At 32.8% G+C, this 17,030-nt stretch carries 13 protein-coding genes and 3 pseudogenes; 6 read left to right on the top strand and 10 right to left on the bottom strand.

The features are described 5' to 3' along the window. The 3 genes and pseudogenes from N4A31_04990 to dnaG all read right to left on the bottom strand — a co-directional run bounded on the left by N4A31_04990 (window position 1) and on the right by dnaG (window position 3,248). Window positions 1-186 (bottom strand): annotated as a pseudogene (locus N4A31_04990) (sigma-70 family RNA polymerase sigma factor). A 99-nt stretch (window positions 187-285) separates the two neighbouring features. Then, window positions 286-1,416: pseudogene (locus tag N4A31_04985) on the bottom strand (hypothetical protein). A 44-nt stretch (window positions 1,417-1,460) separates the two neighbouring features. Further along, entirely contained in the window at window positions 1,461-3,248 is a 1,788-nt protein-coding gene (gene dnaG / locus N4A31_04980; GenBank protein MCT4635577.1) for a DNA primase, read from the bottom strand. A 152-nt stretch (window positions 3,249-3,400) separates the two neighbouring features. Between dnaG and grxC the strand changes: the two genes are divergently transcribed. Both grxC and N4A31_04970 read left to right on the top strand, forming a co-directional pair. Then, window positions 3,401-3,661 carry a glutaredoxin 3 gene (gene grxC / locus N4A31_04975; GenBank protein MCT4635576.1) on the top strand — a complete coding sequence of 87 codons (261 nt, stop codon included), beginning with the start codon at window positions 3,401-3,403 and terminating at the stop codon, window positions 3,659-3,661. A 39-nt stretch (window positions 3,662-3,700) separates the two neighbouring features. Then, a complete protein-coding gene (locus N4A31_04970; protein MCT4635575.1) occupies window positions 3,701-5,080 on the top strand; it encodes an aldehyde dehydrogenase family protein in 1,380 nt (459 codons plus the stop codon). Window positions 5,081-5,084: 4 nt separating this feature from the next. Here N4A31_04970 and N4A31_04965 read toward each other — a convergent pair whose 3' ends face one another. Next, the gene (locus N4A31_04965; GenBank protein MCT4635574.1) at window positions 5,085-6,341 is read right to left on the bottom strand and encodes an MFS transporter; all 1,257 of its coding nucleotides are present in this window, start codon (window positions 6,339-6,341) and stop codon (window positions 5,085-5,087) included. A gap of 215 nt (window positions 6,342-6,556) precedes the next feature. Here N4A31_04965 and lipA point away from each other — a divergent pair, with 215 nt between their 5' ends. After that, window positions 6,557-7,438, top strand: coding sequence for a lipoyl synthase (gene lipA, locus N4A31_04960; protein ID MCT4635573.1), 882 nt, complete (start codon window positions 6,557-6,559; stop codon window positions 7,436-7,438). A gap of 53 nt (window positions 7,439-7,491) precedes the next feature. Here lipA and N4A31_04955 read toward each other — a convergent pair whose 3' ends face one another. Then, complete coding sequence (locus N4A31_04955; GenBank protein ID MCT4635572.1) at window positions 7,492-8,643, bottom strand: hypothetical protein; 1,152 nt, start codon at window positions 8,641-8,643, stop codon at window positions 7,492-7,494. Window positions 8,644-8,862: 219 nt separating this feature from the next. Here N4A31_04955 and N4A31_04950 point away from each other — a divergent pair, with 219 nt between their 5' ends. Beyond that, window positions 8,863-9,099: a hypothetical protein gene (locus N4A31_04950; protein MCT4635571.1), complete on the top strand. Its 237-nt coding sequence runs from the start codon at window positions 8,863-8,865 to the stop codon at window positions 9,097-9,099. A gap of 12 nt (window positions 9,100-9,111) precedes the next feature. After that, window positions 9,112-11,040, top strand: a pseudogene (locus tag N4A31_04945) (UvrD-helicase domain-containing protein). A 224-nt stretch (window positions 11,041-11,264) separates the two neighbouring features. On the opposite strand, the gene N4A31_04940 reads toward N4A31_04945, so the two are convergent. The 5 genes from N4A31_04940 to gatC form a co-directional block, all read right to left on the bottom strand. Continuing rightward, window positions 11,265-12,209, bottom strand: coding sequence for a lipase family protein (locus N4A31_04940; protein ID MCT4635570.1), 945 nt, complete (start codon window positions 12,207-12,209; stop codon window positions 11,265-11,267). Between the two features lie 107 nt (window positions 12,210-12,316). Beyond that, window positions 12,317-12,916 (bottom strand): hypothetical protein, encoded by a 600-nt coding sequence (locus N4A31_04935; GenBank protein ID MCT4635569.1) that lies wholly within the window; start codon window positions 12,914-12,916, stop codon window positions 12,317-12,319. Between the two features lie 3 nt (window positions 12,917-12,919). Continuing rightward, window positions 12,920-14,365 carry an Asp-tRNA(Asn)/Glu-tRNA(Gln) amidotransferase subunit GatB gene (gene gatB / locus N4A31_04930; protein MCT4635568.1) on the bottom strand — a complete coding sequence of 482 codons (1,446 nt, stop codon included), beginning with the start codon at window positions 14,363-14,365 and terminating at the stop codon, window positions 12,920-12,922. Window positions 14,366-14,367: 2 nt separating this feature from the next. Further along, entirely contained in the window at window positions 14,368-15,828 is a 1,461-nt protein-coding gene (gatA, locus tag N4A31_04925; protein MCT4635567.1) for an Asp-tRNA(Asn)/Glu-tRNA(Gln) amidotransferase subunit GatA, read from the bottom strand. Between the two features lie 5 nt (window positions 15,829-15,833). After that, on the bottom strand, window positions 15,834-16,121 hold the full coding sequence (gene gatC, locus N4A31_04920; protein MCT4635566.1) for an Asp-tRNA(Asn)/Glu-tRNA(Gln) amidotransferase subunit GatC: 288 nt from the start codon (window positions 16,119-16,121) through the stop codon (window positions 15,834-15,836). A 189-nt stretch (window positions 16,122-16,310) separates the two neighbouring features. Here gatC and N4A31_04915 point away from each other — a divergent pair. Beyond that, window positions 16,311-17,030, top strand: a 720-nt coding sequence (locus N4A31_04915) for a hypothetical protein (protein ID MCT4635565.1), incomplete at its 3' end; no start/stop codon positions are given.

Raw genomic sequence — 17,030 nt, 5'->3', positions numbered from 1 at the left:
TCTAATCCACCAAGTAGCATAAGTAGAAAACTTATATCCACGACGATATTCAAATTTATCTACTGCTTTCATTAAACCTATATTACCTTCCTGAATAAGATCTAAAAATTGTAATCCACGATTAGAATATTTTTTGGCAATAGAAATAACTAATCTTAAATTAGCTTCAATCATTTCTTTCTTGGCTTTATTAGTGGCACGGTCTCCACGATGAACAGTATTAATCAATAATTTAAGATCATTAATAGGAATCCCTAGTTCCTTAGCCATTTCCCATAATTCTGTTCTAACTTTAGATATCTTTTCTTCATCAAGGCCCGCAAATTCTTTCCATCCTTTTTCTTTTAAGACAGCAACTTTATTCACCCAATCAGGATCCATCTCTGAACCTAGATAATTATCTAAGAAACTCTTGCGAGAAACATGACGCTTCTCTGCCATTTTCATTAACTTACCTTCAATGGAGATGATCTTTTTGTTAGTATCATAAAGTTGTTTTAGTAATAGTTCTATCGCCTTATCATTTAACTTTAAGTCTTTAATCAGGTTTGTTAACTCTAAACTAATTTCAATATATTTCTTCTCATCAAATTCATAAGAAGTATTATTCATTACACTATCAAGTTTATCACGATGAATATCTAATAAACTATCACATAAATCAACTATTTGACTATATGCCTCAATAATACTTGGCATTAACGTCATTTCTAAATGATTTAAAGATAAAATTTCGCTTTCAGCTTCATCAACAGTTGCTTCTTCACTATTTTCTAAATTTTGATCTTCTTCTCCATCAACATCGTCATCATTTTCTGCATCATCTTCATCATTATCACTTGAAGTGTCAGCACCATAATTCGCTTCTAAATCAATAATTTCTCTTAAATAGATCTTTTCATTTAATAGATCTTCATACCATGCTTTAAGCTGCTTTAAAGTTAATGGAGTTTCACATAGCGATTTGATCATAATTTCACGACCTTCTTCAATTCTTTTCGCTATTTCTATTTCACCTTCACGTGAAAGAAGTTCAACTCCCCCCATATCCCTTAAATACATTTTCACAGGATCATCTGTACGATTGGCATCCTCAACACTGGCACTATCTTCCATATCATCAGAGTCTTCAACCAGAGCTATGTCAAATTTTTCATTATCTTCAGCTACATCTTCAATATTCTCTACCAAATTTATTCCAGCATCAGATAAAGAAGTAACTATCTGATCAAAAATTTCACTAGAAAAATTATCTTTTGGGATAGAAGTATTAATTTCATCATAAGTTAAGAAGCCTTGAACTTTACCTCTACCTATGAGTTTCTTTATTAAAACTGCAAGTTGTTTTTTAACAGTATCATTAGTTGACTCTTCAGAATTCTTATCTTTTGCTTCAAAATTTTCTATATTTGACATATTGTTTTGTTGCCTTAATTATATTGTTTTAGAAATAACTAAAATTATTCAGGGGATAATTCACTCTCTTTTTTTATGATCTCCTCAGTAAGAACATCTATGGATTTCTTTAACTCTTCAGCTTTTTCAAAAGCTAGAGTATTGTTATGTATTTTTCTCATCCATTGATTATATTCAAGTTTAAGCAGCTCCAGAAGATATTTTTTATAAGTAATAAACCAGATCTCTTTGGCTGTTATAATATCAAACTTTGAGATTATATCAATAAAACTAGATTTTGGTCCACATATAAAATCGACTAATTTAATCAAATTATTATCTATTAGCAAATCATTTAAACATTTTTTTTGATTTTCATGAAAATCTATTAAAATACTGCGTAAATTATCTAATTCTGAATTATCAATTTCAAAATGTGATAAATGATCAAACACTACTTCATCTTCAATCAAAGAAGGATAAGTTATTAATTGAGCAAATAAAGAATACTCAAGCCTTTCTTTAGTAGATAAATTAGCAACTATTGGAACTGACGAATGGCTTAACTGAATGACTTTTTTATTTTGATTTGTTTTAAAATTATTTTTCCATAATTTATCTTTTATATATTTACTATAATAATTACGAACTATTGGATTCTGAATTTGAGCTGCTAAATCTTTCATCCTTTGCTCAAATAAGGCCTTTGCCTCAGGAATATCTGATCTGCTTTGATCTAACTCAGACTGCCAAATAAAATCTGAAAGACTAGTACTATCTTCCAATAACCTATTTATATAATCAACCCCATATGTATTTATAACTTCATCAGGGTCTTGCCCCTTTGGTAGAAAACAAAATTTTAAACTTAACCCAGGAGATAATAATGGCAATGCAGTATGCGCAGCTTTAAGCATTGCTTTCTTTCCAGCTAAATCTCCATCAAAACACAAAATTGGTTCATCTGCCAATGCCCATAAATTCTTTAAATGAGTTTGATTAAAGGCTGTTCCTAATGCAGCAACTGTTTCAAAAACTCCAGCTTTATGCATAAATATTGCGTCCATATAGCCTTCAACCACCACCAATCTCTCATTTTTAAAACTATGTTTACGAGCTATATCTGCAGCATATAATAAATTATTTTTTTTAAATAATGGAGTTTCTGGAGAGTTTAAATATTTTGGCATCACTTCTGGATCTAAAGATCTACCACCAAAGCCCACCACTTGATTCTTATGATTCTTAATAGGAAAAATAACTCGGTTACGAAATCTTTCAATATATTCATTTTTATCACTTTTTATAGCTAACCCAGCTTCAACTGCTAAATCATTAGATAATCCTATAGACCTAAAAAAATCTAACAAACCTTTTGCCGGAGCATAACCTAAAGAAAAAGTTTGAATATCCTGATCGTTAATACCTCTATTTTGTAAATACTCATAAGCAGAGTGATTATTAGATAATTTCAACTGTTTATAGAACCACTCACTAGCTTTAGTAGTAACATCAATTAAACTATGTTGGCGTTCAACTCTTTTTTGTTCAATAGGTGTCAATTTTGGCAAAGCAACTCCAGCCAAATTAGCTAAATAAGTGACTGTATCAACAAATGATAAATGATCTATTTCACTAATAAACTGAATTATATCTCCATGAGCATGACAACCAAAACAATAATAACTTCCCTTATGATCCTGAACTGTGAATGATGGAGTTTTTTCCTGATGAAAAGGACATAACCCCTTGTAGTGAGGGCCATTCTTTTGCAACTTAATCCTATTGCCTATCACTTTAGATATAGGCAAACGCTGCTTTAGATTCTCAATAAATGACTCAGAAAAAAGCATATATTTTTATAAAGGATTTCATATTCAAGTAAGTTTAGTATATTTAAACATATTAGGCAATAATACTATTGAATTAGCCCTTATTGAATTTATATAAAACTTCTGTTATTTTTTATAAATAACTAAAACTAAAAAAATATAAGGAAAATATAATGTCCACTAATAAAAAAGTTATAATGTATACCAAATCATACTGCCCTTATTGTGTTAAGGCTAAGCAGCTCCTAAAAAATAAAAGTGTTACAGTTACTGAAATAGATATAACCAATGACGAATCACTTATTGAAGAAATGCTTTCAAAAACCTCTGGTAAAAAAACAGTACCGCAAATCTTTATTAATGACTTCCATGTTGGAGGATGTGACGATCTCTATGCTCTTAATGACAAAGGAGAGTTAGATAAATTGCTTTAGGTCCAACCGTTAGAAATTCAATATATTAGAAGGTATTTTATGCTAGAAGTTTTTTCCCCTTATGATCAAACTAAAATTGGTGAGGTAAAAAAACACTCTTTAGAAGAAGTTATGAATATGCTGGAAACAGCTCATTCTCTTTTTAATGATAGAGAGCGTCATTTAAAACCCTATCAACGCATTGAAACACTTAATAATCTAATTAACCTAATCAAACAAGAGCAAGAGGCACTAGCTTTATTAATTGCAAAAGAAGGTGGCAAACCTCTAGTGGATTCCACTTTTGAATCAATTAGAGCAGTTAGTGGAATTTCTTCGGCAATAGCTGAAGTTCATAAACTTGGTGGAAAAGAAATCCCTATGGAACTAACCCCCGCCTCTACCAATAGAATGGCATTCACCACAAAAGAACCAGTGGGTGTGGTAGTAGCTGTCAGCGCATTTAACCATCCGTTAAATTTACTTATTCATCAAATAGTTCCTGCAGTAGCTGCAGGATGTCCTATTATTATAAAACCTGCTAGCACCACTCCCCTAACCTGTTTAAGATTTGTAGAGTTGTTACATCAAGCAGGTCTACCTAAAGAATATTGCCAAGTGGCAATCTGCGAACCAAAAATCGCAACTGCTTTAGTAACTGACCCAAGGGTGTCTTTCTTTAATTTTATTGGCTCTGGAGCAGTAGGGTGGGAATTAAGTAAAAAACTTTCTCCTGGAACTCGTTATGTTTTAGAACATGGTGGAGTGGCCCCTGCTATCGTAGATGAACAAGTAGATATTAGCAAAATTGTACCTAACCTAGCAAAAGGTGGATTTTATCATGCAGGTCAAGTATGCGTATCTACTCAACGCATTTATGTTCATAAAAACATAGCTGAAGATTTTACTAAAGCTTTCGCTGAGTATGTCGCCAAATTAAAGGTAGGAGACCCCACTGAAAAAGATACTGATATTGGTCCATTAATCACGACAAAAGAAGTGGATAGAATAGATTCTTGGGTAAATGAAGCCGTAATTCAAGGAGCTAGTTTAATAACTGGTGGGAAAAGGCTATCTAACACTACTTATGCCGCAACCGTATTATATAATCCTCCTGAATCTGCAACACTTTCTCAAAAAGAGGCTTTTGGCCCAGTAGTTTGTATTTATTCTTATGAAGATCGTTTAGAAGCAATAGAAAGAGCAAATACTCTGCCTTATACCTTCCAAGCAGCAGTTTTTACAGATAATATAAATCTTGCCATGGACACCGTAAAAAGACTATATGCCACAAGTGTAATGGTTAATGACCATACTGCATACAGAGCAGACTGGATGCCTTTCGGTGGAAGGAGGTCATCAGGTTTTGGAACTGGAGGAATAGTTGATACTATACATGATTTATCACAAGATAAATTAATGATAATAAATCTTAATTAGATCTCTATATAGATACTGCAGACTTCTCATAATTATTTGGCTTTAAAACAAAGAATATAATTGCTCCAAACATCAATGTAACTGGCAATATATATAAAGCATCACTATATGCAATCTCTGAATATACCCTCTTATTGTTTATAATCTCACCAGTCCAATAATTATCTAACAAAGCACCTATTGTAGTATTAAATATCATACCAGCCACCATGTTAAACATATTCACCACAGCTATAGCTGTACCAGTTAAATTAGCTGGAACTAACTCTGATACTGAAGAAATTAATATCACCTGATAAGCACTCATAATTCCAATAATAAATGTACTCATATACATCATTCTATAACCAACAATAAGCTGTTCTAGCATTAAATGAAATACTGCGGTCATTACAATTCCACAAGTGATATTTATTATATAATGACAGTTAAACCTATCTGCAATGGCCGCAAGCAATGGAGCCCCCACACAGAAACCAAAATATATAGCAGAAGCTGTTAAATATCCTGCATCACTAGGAGTAAAATTATATACAGTAACCAAATAAGATTCCCCAAAAATATCAGCAAATGACTCAATAGGCCCAACCATTAAAGCTCCTGCAATTGCAAGCCATATTATTTGATTATTTTTAAAAATAATTTTTAGCGAATTGAAAACCGAATAATGATGAAAATGCTCTGTCTGTAGCTTCTCTGCATCTTTAAAAAACAATAACATGGCTATAGCAATTAGCACCCCAGGAATAGAAAGATAAATAATGCTTTGTTCTAATCCAAAACTTTCTACTAGAAAACGATTGATAGACTTACCGTAAATAGCTCCAAATAAACCTAAAGTTACAGTAAATCCTATCATTTTAGACATATGCCTATGAGGGAAATTCATTCTAACAATATGAATAGCCCCTAGCGCTCCTGCAGCAGAACCTATACCTATAAGTAACCTACCTAGAAGCTCCATACCCCAATGATCAGAAAATAACAGAGGAAGATTACCCAATGCGCACGCTAGCGCGCTTGCAGCCACCACATAACGAATACCAAACCTATCCAATAAGATGCCCACAGGTATCTGCATTCCAGCATAACCAATATAATAGAAAGAAATAATTAGACCGAAGACCGAAGCACTCACATCATATTTAACCATTATGTCATCTATTAAAACACCTGGTGTGAGACGTAACACAAATTGATAAGAAAAGAAGAACACTGTAAATAACCACAATATCCAAATTTTTAATTTGATTCGATCCATTCACCCCCTCTTAATTAGAAAAATTATATATTTAGATTTTATATTTATACCTTAGTTCAAAAAAACTAGCAAGAAATTATGACCTGTTAATTTAATTATTAGTTAAAAACAAAAAGTCTTATAATCAAGAATCTCTTTAATATAAAAGCCACTATAGACATTCATCAATGAAGTTGATATATTGTTCCTAAAATATATCATATTCTAAAACACTTATGGATAAACTAACAAAACCAGATTGGATAAGAGTTAAAGCACCAGTAAGCGATGAGTTTAAAGAAACTAATAAATTAATTCGTAAAGCTAAATTAAACACAGTTTGTGAAGAAGCAGCTTGCCCTAACATAGGTGAATGCTGGTCAAAAAAACATGCCACTGTTATGATTCTAGGTTCAACTTGCACCAGAGCTTGCAGTTTTTGCAATATAAGCACTGGCAAACCAGACTTATTAGACCCCCATGAACCAGAACGTTTAGCCAAAGCAATTTCTGAATTAGATCTTGAACATGTTGTTATCACTTCAGTTGATAGAGATGATTTAGAGGACGGAGGCGCTTCTCATTTTGTTGAATCCATTTTAAGAATCAGAAAAGTTTCTCCCAATACCACTATTGAAATTCTAACTCCCGACTTCTTGCGCAAAGAGGGTTCGGTTGAATTGATAGTAAAAGCAAAACCTGATGTATATAATCATAACATTGAAACCGTTCCATCCTTATATCACAGTATCCGCCCTGGAGCGCGATATTTTCATTCTTTAAATGTACTTTTTAAAGTGAAACAACTTGATCCAACCATGTTCACCAAATCTGGAATAATGGTGGGACTTGGCGAAACAAAAGATGAAGTTCTGCAAGTTATGGATGATTTAAAATCTGCCGGAGTGGATTTCCTAACTATTGGACAATACCTTCAACCAACTCCTAAACATGCAGATGTTATGCGCTATGTTACACCGGATGAATTTAATTATTATGAAAGAGCAGCAAGAGCTAAAGGATTCCTAATGGTGTCTGCCTCTCCTCTCACTCGCTCCTCTTACCATGCAGGGGATGACTTTAAAAAACTAAAAGAAGCAAGGCTTGCTGCTGTTTAATTAAGAGAGCCAATTATTACAATTGACTCTTATTATACCAAAAACTATTATCCTTATATAACCTCAGCCTCTAATTCCTGACCTATAAGACCATCACTTTCTTCAAACATATCATAAGATAGCTCACTACAAGCATCTGGATTATCTTTCCATAACTTGTTCAAAGAATTGAAAAAGCCATAGTTTTGATAAAAACCCTTTATTGCTGTCATTTCATGATGTGCCTCTTGATCCTTCTCCCAGAATATTCGCAAACATTTTTGATAATCCATATTCGGCGAAAAATCAAAAACCGCAAGCATTCTAGGTGCTGATATAATAGGAGCGCTATGAATAGTATCTCCATTTCTAAATACTAATGCTCCTCCATAATCAGCCTGAAAAATCTCAGGATCTCCTGTTAAGAAATTTGTTGGTTGAATATTTTCTTTAATAACCAATGTTCCTAAATCATTTAAGGACAAAGTGACCCTTGTGCCATAGCCACCATCACTGTCACAATGCCATCTAACATCAGGTAGAGGACCATAATTATTAGGATAATTTAATTGAATACTACCAAGCGGCTGCTTTTCTATACCACCATAAGCTTTAATTCCATTCTGTTTCATACATTCAGATAAATCTTCTTTAACTCTAGACAAAACTCCATCTATAAGCTTAGCATCCTTCTCAAAGAACTCCTCAAATTTACCATTTGGATCTATATGTTTAATAGAGCCATCTGTATTGTATAAATCAATTTTAGCAAGTTCTTCCACCTCTTTCTTTGAAAGATAGCTTGCAACATTAAATTTATTATTATCAATCTCAACTGATTTAAGCGCTTCACATAAATTGCTTGCTGCCTGCTCAGCTGTTATATCGTCTTGTAAATCTCCTAGTTTAGTAATAGGACCAGAATACTGAGGAATCAACTCACAATCTTCTAATAATGATTTAACTTCCTCTGCTTTATCAGCCCATTCATTTTCACATAACTTTTCAACAAATTGTTTTTCAACCTCTGTGATTCTTGGTTTATGTTTTAAAATAACATAAGCTAAATCTTTTGAATCATATCTAAGAGCTTGTTGAAAATTAGAAAATTTAAAAACAACTCTATCATCGCCATTAACATCTGCTCCCTCATTCAACAAAGATTCAACTAATGCAATATTTTGTTGATTAACCGCCTCAACAAGCTTTTTATTAATATCTGTCATATTATCTCCTATTTTGTATTAATATATTAACTTATAATAAGAAAATTATTACTGCATGTCAACCAGTAATTATTACATTTTAAAAATATTATTTATCTGAAGTTAAATAAAAAATTATTTGATATTATAAGCAAAACACTTGCATTAAATCTTAGTTAGTTGATAATAACCTTAAGAAAATTTCTCATTCTTTTAATTAATCTAAAAAGGAAAAATACTATGACTGAACAACTAGAAGAAGAATTCATGGAAGAAGAATTTGTGGATGATGTGTTTAACGAAGAAATTACTGATCTTGTTAAAGCTGCTGCAAAATCAGCTAATAAATTAACAGCGCTAATCGTGGATAATAATCGTCATAACAGCAAAAAAATGACTGATGAGGATATCTATGAAATTTATAGAAATTCTTTCCATGTGGCAGTAACCACCATAATGCCAACAATTGACGAGTAGTATTTCTAATTCATGACTGAAGAATTAAATACTGAACAGTTAGAGGCGTGCCAGAACACTGAAGGCCCTTTATTGGTCTTGGCTGGAGCTGGCACTGGAAAAACTAGAGTTCTCACCCAAAGAGTTGCCAATATTATTAGCAGCCAATTAGCTTATCCTAGCCAAATAATGGCAGTGACCTTCACTAACAAAGCTGCTAATGAAATGCTCACTCGTATTGAAGGAATAGTTGACACTGGTGGAATTTGGGTTGGAACTTTTCACTCACTTGCCACCAGAATAATTCGTAATCATACTGAAGAACTAGGCATTGCTAAAGATTTTACTATTATTGACGTTAACGACCAATGGAGACTTCTTAAAAAAATTATTCGAGAGAAAAAACTAGATGAAAAAGAATTCTCTCCTAAAGTTGTCGGGGGCATCATTGGACGCTGGAAAGATCTTGGTTTATTTCCAAGAGACTTAACAGATGGAGACACTATAGGCAGATTCCAAATCAGCACTAAACATATTTATACAGAATATCAAGACCGCCTCAAAACTCTTGCAGCTGTAGATTTTGGTGATTTATTATTATTCTGCCTAAAATTATTCAAAGAGCATCCTGATGTATTAGAAATATATCAAAATAAATTTCACTATATTATGGTGGATGAATACCAAGATACTAATGTCACCCAATATTTATGGCTTAGGTATTTATCACAGAAACATAAGAATATTTGCGCTGTGGGAGATGAAGACCAATCAATCTATGGATGGAGAGGAGCAGAGATTCGTAATATTATGAAATTCTCTCATGACTTCCCTGGCGCAAAAATCATTCGTCTGGAGCAAAATTATCGTTCAACAAAGCATATTCTATCAACAGCAAATCATTTAATTGCTAAAAATACTACCAGAATAGGAAAAAACCTTTGGACTGAAAATCTTTCAGAAGAGAAAGTGAAAATCATTACTCACGACAACGCTTACAGAGAATCTGAATCTATTGTTCAAGCTATAAAAAACCTACCATCAGATATTTCTAGAAATGAAATAGCGGTGTTAGTTAGAGCAAGTTTTCAAACTAGACTTATTGAAGACTCATTCATTCAAAATCAAATTCCCTATAAAATTATTGGTGGTCTAAAATTTTATGATAGATTAGAAATAAAAAATGCTCTTTGTTATATAAGACTTTCATATAACTTTAATGATAGCTTAGCTCTCGAGCGAATTATTAACACTCCTAAGCGTGGAATTGGACCCGCAACTTTATCTCAAATACAAAATTATGCAACAACCCATCAATGTAGTTATTTCAATGCAATCCAAATTATGATAACTAATCAATATTTTAAGGGAAAAACTTATACCACCTTATCAGAATTTGTAAATAAAATTGAAACCTGGAATAAATTATGGGAAAACTTGCCTTGTTCAGAAGTGGCTAATATAATCTTAAATGAGTCTGGATATATTCAATCTTTAAAAACTGAATCCACTTTAGAGTCAGAATCTAGACTAGATAATTTAGACGAATTATTGCGTAATATTGAAGAATTCCAAAGCATCAAAGATTTTCTAGAACATGTGAGCTTAGTAAACGAATCAGACTCTAGCGACAGCTCAAATATAATAAAAATAATGACCATGCATGCAGCTAAAGGTCTGGAATTTTCTATAGTGTTCTTACCAGGCTGGGAAGAAGGTCTTTTTCCTAGCAAACGCAGCATTGATGAAAAAGACACAGGTCTAGAGGAAGAAAGACGCTTAGCTTATGTTGCCATTACCAGAGCTAAACAAAACCTATTCATTTCCTATGCAAATAGCAGGCAAGTATTTGGAGAATGGCAATATAATTTGCCTTCTAGATTTATTTGCGAGATAGAAAAATTGGAATCTGTAGAACATCCAAAATCGAATAATACTCAGTTTAATGCTTATAAGAAATATGATTTCCCTAAAAAAACATCCCTTTGGCAAACAAATTCATTTAGTAATAAACCTGATATTATAAATACAAATATTAATGATACTGAATTAAGGACAGGTGATAAAGTTGAACATAAAAAATTTGGTATAGGAACCATACTTATTGTTAACGATCAAACCGCAGATATTTTCTTTAATAGCTGCGGTAAGAAAACAATAATGAAAACTTTTGTTATTAAAGTGAATTAAGAAGAAACATCAACTCCATCATATAAAGTAAACAAAGATCCTCCTAAAACTTGCAAAGGTTCTAGATAAAAATCTACAATATCTTTATAATCTTTAAAACTAATAACTCCTTGATTTGGATCTGGATTATCGCTATAACATACATATTCCACATCAGAGCTATTCCAATTTTTAACTTCAATTAAATCTGCTGATTTTACAACATTAAAAAATTCTGTAAAATTATATAACATATGATCATCAATCTGAGTTACTAAACTCTTAACGCCGGAAATTCTAGCAAAATAGTCATACCAACTTTCTTCACTTTCTGCTTCAGAAGATAACTTAGGAGTATAGAAAATTTTACCTAAATATGTATTGGTAGTATTAACCATATTAGCTCTAGCAACATAATTCTCAATACCTTCATTTAAGTTACCTTCAAACTTTAACTCTTGAGCTAAATTAACAGCCACTTCTTTTGCTCCAGGGGCATCAAAAGAAACCACCTCTACATTTTTAAATCCTGTAGATTTAGCTTGAACACTTCCAAGCTGCGCTAAAAAACCTCCCAAGGAATGCCCAACGAATGTTATTTTATAATCATTATATTCATCACCAAGCAAATCTTTTGTTTGATTAATAAACTTAGCAGCACTAGAAAACTTTCCTGGCGTATATCCTAAAGACAATCTTATGTCATCAATAATATCTTGGAACGTTGTTCCAATGCGCCCAGGATTTAAGTGTGTTCCATAATTGGATATGATAATTTCATGTTCTTCCTCATTATATATAGCCAAAGCATGGTAGTCATAATCCATGCAACCAACATTATTAGCAGTATACATTAATGTATAACCTTCAGGAAGAAAGTCAAAATCCTCTTCTTTTAGATTGTGATGCTCTGTAACAGCTACTATCTCAGTCAATAATTTTAATTTAGCAGTAGAATTCATGTCTTTATAAAACCCTAATTAAATTAACTTTAAACACACAGATTACAGCACATTGTATCAATATAGTTTACAATTGTCAACTAAAAAACGAGAAGCACGTTAATATATTAATATTCGTCATGAGGTAGCAAATTATTAAGAATAGATAGTTCTCTATTTATAGAGTTTATATAAGAATGGAACTTGGTGAATTGCCCTATAATCCCTTGGTTAGGCAAACCAATAATAGTTAATACACTATCAAATATAGACTCTAAAGAGCCTCTTTGAATATAAAAGGCATCCAGCATTATTTCTGAATCACCTAATATAATTTCTTTAATCGAAGGTAGTGAGCTTAATATCTCATTACATAATACTTGAGAATGGTCTATAGTATAATTCTTACTAATTATATTTTCATGCAGAATAGAAGTTTTTGTAACTACCTCTTCAAGAAAAACATTCAGTTCAACAAATGTAGGATCATCACAATTTACACAATCACCTATCTTTAAAATCTCCATATTATGGTATATGGGAGAACATTTATATTGCGCATCAAGCCAAGTAACATGGTTTAGAGATTGTTTAATATCTTTAGCAATAATTTCTATGCTTTTACAATATCCTTTAGGCTCTATTCTAAATGACCCAACATCATCTGCATAATACTCTGGATCTCTACACTGTAATAAAATACCATTAATTTGGTATTTATGTATCATATATTATAATTTTTCTTTTAGTAAATCATTCACCAAAGCTGGATTAGCTTTTCCTTTAGATAATTTCATAACTTGACCAATAAAGAAGGGGAATAATCTATCTTTTCCCCCTCTATATTCAGCCACCTTATCAGGATTCTCTTCCAATACTTTATTGATAAGCGCTTCAATTTCATCTGTATTAGTAACTTGTTGCAAACCTTTTTCTTCAACAATTTTTGCTGCGTCACTACCTGTTTCAAACATGATATCAAACACATCTTTGGCTATTTTTCCAGATATAACATTACTACTAATTAACTTAAGTAAGCCAGATAGTTTTTCCGGTGTTATTTTACAGTCCTTTAGTTCAACCCCAGCCTTATTTAATCTTCCAAATAGCTCAGCTGATATCCAGTTAGCTGCCATTTTGGGATCATTTTCTTTTATTACTTCTTCAAAGTAAACAGCTGTTTCTTTCTCTAAAGTTAAAATTTCTGCGTCATATAAAGATAAATTTAATTCTGTTGTATATCTTTTTATTTTCTGCTCAGGAAGCTCTGGTAAAGAGTCTTTGATCTTCTTAACATATTCTTCAGTTAAAGTAACCGGCATTAAATCTGGATCAGGGAAATAACGATAGTCCCTATTATCTTCTTTACTGCGCATAGTTCTGGTCTCACCAGTTTCTGTATCAAATAATCTAGTTTCTTGATCTACTTCTCCACCTTCTTCATAAATTTCAACTTGCCTCTCTGCTTCATATTCAATTGCCTTCATAATAAAGCGCATTGAATTAAGATTCTTAATCTCACAACGATTATTTAAATTTGTGTCTCCAACTCTTCTCACAGAAACGTTGGCATCACAGCGCATTGAACCTTTATCCATATCTCCATCACAAGTTCCTAAATAGCGTACAATGCCTCGCAATTTTTTTACATATTCTGCAGCTTCTTTAGGAGAACGTATATCTGGAGCAGAAACAATCTCCATCAAAGCCACGCCACAACGATTTAAATCAATAAATGAAGAGTCAGGGCTTTGATCATGAATGCTTTTTCCAGCATCTTGTTCTAAATGCAAACGCTCAATATTAATCTCTCTCTTTTCACCATCAACATTAATTTCCATTCTTCCAGCACCAACGATTGGGTGATAAAATTGAGAAATTTGATAACCTTGTGGTAAATCAGGATAAAAATAGTTCTTACGATCAAACATAGATACTAAATTAATTTTAGCATTCAATCCTAAACCTGTTTTAACTGCCTGCTCCACACAAAATTCATTTAATACTGGCAACATACCAGGCATAGCAGCGTCCACAAATGACACTTGGTTATTAGGCTCAGCTCCAAATTCTGTGCAGCTTCCTGAAAACAGCTTTGCATTTGAACTTACTTGCGCATGAACCTCTAAACCAATTACAACTTCCCAATCACCCGTGTTTCCTTTAATTGTATACATAATTAAACTCCCTTCGGCTTAAAGTTAAACTTTGCTTGCTGTTCTAAAACTTTGGCTACTTTAAGCACCATAGACTCATCAAAGTTATTACCAATTATTTGTAACCCCAAAGGCAAACCATTTTTTGATAATTCAATAGGCTGAGATATGCAAGGCAATCCCGCTAAACTAGCTGGAATAGTGAATATGTCATTCGTATACATTTCAATTGGGCTCATTTTCTTATTAAGAGCAAAAGCCTCACCTGTTGTTGTTGGAGTTAATATTGCATCAATCTTAGAAAAAGCAGATTTAAAATCGTCAATTATTAAATGACGAACTTTCTGTGCCTGTAAATAAGTATCTTCATATTGATCAAGAGAAAGAACATGAGTACCAATCATAATTCTACGCTTAACTTCAGCACCAAACCCCTCTTCTCTAGTCATTTCATATAAATCTTCTAGGTTTGCGCCCTTGGTTGATCTATGTCCATATCTAACACCATCATAACGAGCCAGATTAGAAGAAGCTTCAGCGGGAGCTATGATATAGTAGGCACCAAGACCATAATCACTATTTGGTAAAGAAATATCAACAAGCTCAGCTCCTGCTTCTTGTAAATATTTTTGTCCTTTCTGCCATAAAGCAATCACCTCCTCTGAGGCTCCTTCTATATTATATTCCTTAGGTATTCCAATTCTAACACCTTTTAGATCTTTAACCCCAAGTACATCCTTGTATAAATCAGGCACTGGGATATTAACTGAAGTTGAATCTTTTGGATCAAAACCCATAATAGCCTGCATTGATAAGGCCGTATCAACAATGTTGTGAGCAAACACACCCGCTTGATCAAGAGAGCTTGCGAATGAAATCATCCCAAATCTTGAGCAGCGTCCATAAGTTGGTTTCATTCCCACAATTCCACAAAATGCAGCAGGTTGACGCACAGATCCACCAGTATCACTACCTAAAGCCATCATTGCACAATCACTTGACACAGCAACCGCTGATCCTCCAGATGAACCTCCTGGAGTTAAATTTTCATTCCAAGGATTTTTAGCAGGACCAAATGAACTATTAATATTCGCCGACCCCATAGCAAATTCATCCATATTGGTTTTACCAAGCATTATTCCACCTTGATCGAATAATTTCTTACTAACCGTAGACTCATATTTAGGGATAAATCCTTTTAAAATCTTAGAACAAGCAGTGGTTGGAATGTCTTTATTACAATACAAATCTTTCACTCCAACCGGAATTCCCTCTAATAAACCATCTTCACCTTTATCAATTTTCTGCTGAGAAATTTCTGCTTGGGCTAAAGCATAATCGGCTGTTTCTAAAACATATCCATTTAGATCCCTGTGCTTCTCCATATTATCTAAATGTGACTGAACTAATTCCTTCACTGAAAATTCTTTTTTCTTTAAGCCCTCTTTGGCTTCAACAATGCTAAGACTAGTTAATTTACTCATAAATCTTACTCCACCACCTTTGGCACCACAAAACAACCAAAAGCCTGCTTCGGTGCATTAACCAAAATATCATCTACATAACCTCCATCAGTAACTTCATCTTTGCGCAATAAAGTGGACGCATGTGATGGATTATGAACCGGAATGACACCTTTAGTATCAACTTTCTGAATCTTTGTAATAATCTCTGAAATAGCCATAAATTGATCATTAAACATAACTATCTCATCTTCTGTTAACTTCACTTTAGCAAGCTTTGCAACTTTCTTTATTTTTTCTGGTGAAAATTCCATATGGCTCTCCTCTTGAGTTTTACTATAGGGGAAGATAGTATAATTTGATCATATTCGCAAGAAAAAACACCAAATCACCCCCTACATACAGATGGTTAATTATTATTAATTAATGGTTGACATGTTAACAAACATTAACTACAATGTATTTTGTATAAAAACTCACAAATTCTAATACATGGAGATGCAATGCACAAAGATGATCTATTCGATTTAATAGAAACTAGAGAAGTAAAAAATAATCCTGAACTTCATAAGGAACTACACACATTATGGAAAAACACTTATTACACTATTACATCCTGGGATTTATCAGATTTGTCGATTAATGTTCATGAATATTTACTCAATAACGGTATTACAGCTGATGAACTATTAACCGCAGCTCTTAATTTATTCCCTGGAAAAGAAAAGCGTGATCAATTAATAGATTTAGCCTTAAATCATGAAATAGATTGGTATAGCATTTCTTCTTATAATCTCAAATCTCTTTCCACTATAGAAGCTGAGAAATTCTTAAATCACGGAGCAAGTGCTAAATTAATCTTAGAAACAGCCCTTTATCAAGAAGCTGGAGAGAAACGTGATCAGTTAATAGATTTAGCCTTAAATCATGAAATAGATTGGTATAGCATTTCTTCTTATAATCTCAAATCTCTTTCCACTATAGAAGCCGAGAAATTCTTAGATAAAGGCGCAAGCGGAAAGTTTATATTAGATACTGCCCTTGAACAAGAAGCTGGAGAAAAGCGTGATCAGTTAATAGATTTAGCTCTAACTAAAGAATTAGATTGGAATAACTTTCATTCTTATAATCTCAAATCTCTTTCCACTATAGAAGCTGAGAAATTCTTAGATAAAGGCGCAAGCGGAAAGCTTATAATAGATGCTGCCCTTAAACAAGAAGCT

The sequence above is a fragment of the Rickettsiales bacterium genome, from assembly GCA_025210695.1.
Taxonomy (GTDB): domain Bacteria; phylum Pseudomonadota; class Alphaproteobacteria; order Rickettsiales; family CANDYO01; genus CANDYO01.
The sequence above is the reverse complement of the archived record's forward strand: the minus strand, read 5'-3'. Positions and strand labels throughout refer to the sequence as shown.

Coding starts and splice junctions, on each gene's coding strand:
- dnaG (MCT4635577.1), bottom strand. CDS start 3,248: ATGCTTTTTTCTGAGTCATTTATTGAGAATCTAAAGCAGCGTTTGCCT.
- grxC (MCT4635576.1), top strand. CDS start 3,401: ATGTCCACTAATAAAAAAGTTATAATGTATACCAAATCATACTGCCCT.
- N4A31_04970 (MCT4635575.1), top strand. CDS start 3,701: ATGCTAGAAGTTTTTTCCCCTTATGATCAAACTAAAATTGGTGAGGTA.
- N4A31_04965 (MCT4635574.1), bottom strand. CDS start 6,341: ATGGATCGAATCAAATTAAAAATTTGGATATTGTGGTTATTTACAGTG.
- lipA (MCT4635573.1), top strand. CDS start 6,557: ATGGATAAACTAACAAAACCAGATTGGATAAGAGTTAAAGCACCAGTA.
- N4A31_04955 (MCT4635572.1), bottom strand. CDS start 8,643: ATGACAGATATTAATAAAAAGCTTGTTGAGGCGGTTAATCAACAAAAT.
- N4A31_04950 (MCT4635571.1), top strand. CDS start 8,863: ATGACTGAACAACTAGAAGAAGAATTCATGGAAGAAGAATTTGTGGAT.
- N4A31_04940 (MCT4635570.1), bottom strand. CDS start 12,209: ATGAATTCTACTGCTAAATTAAAATTATTGACTGAGATAGTAGCTGTT.
- N4A31_04935 (MCT4635569.1), bottom strand. CDS start 12,916: ATGATACATAAATACCAAATTAATGGTATTTTATTACAGTGTAGAGAT.
- gatB (MCT4635568.1), bottom strand. CDS start 14,365: ATGTATACAATTAAAGGAAACACGGGTGATTGGGAAGTTGTAATTGGT.
- gatA (MCT4635567.1), bottom strand. CDS start 15,828: ATGAGTAAATTAACTAGTCTTAGCATTGTTGAAGCCAAAGAGGGCTTA.
- gatC (MCT4635566.1), bottom strand. CDS start 16,121: ATGGAATTTTCACCAGAAAAAATAAAGAAAGTTGCAAAGCTTGCTAAA.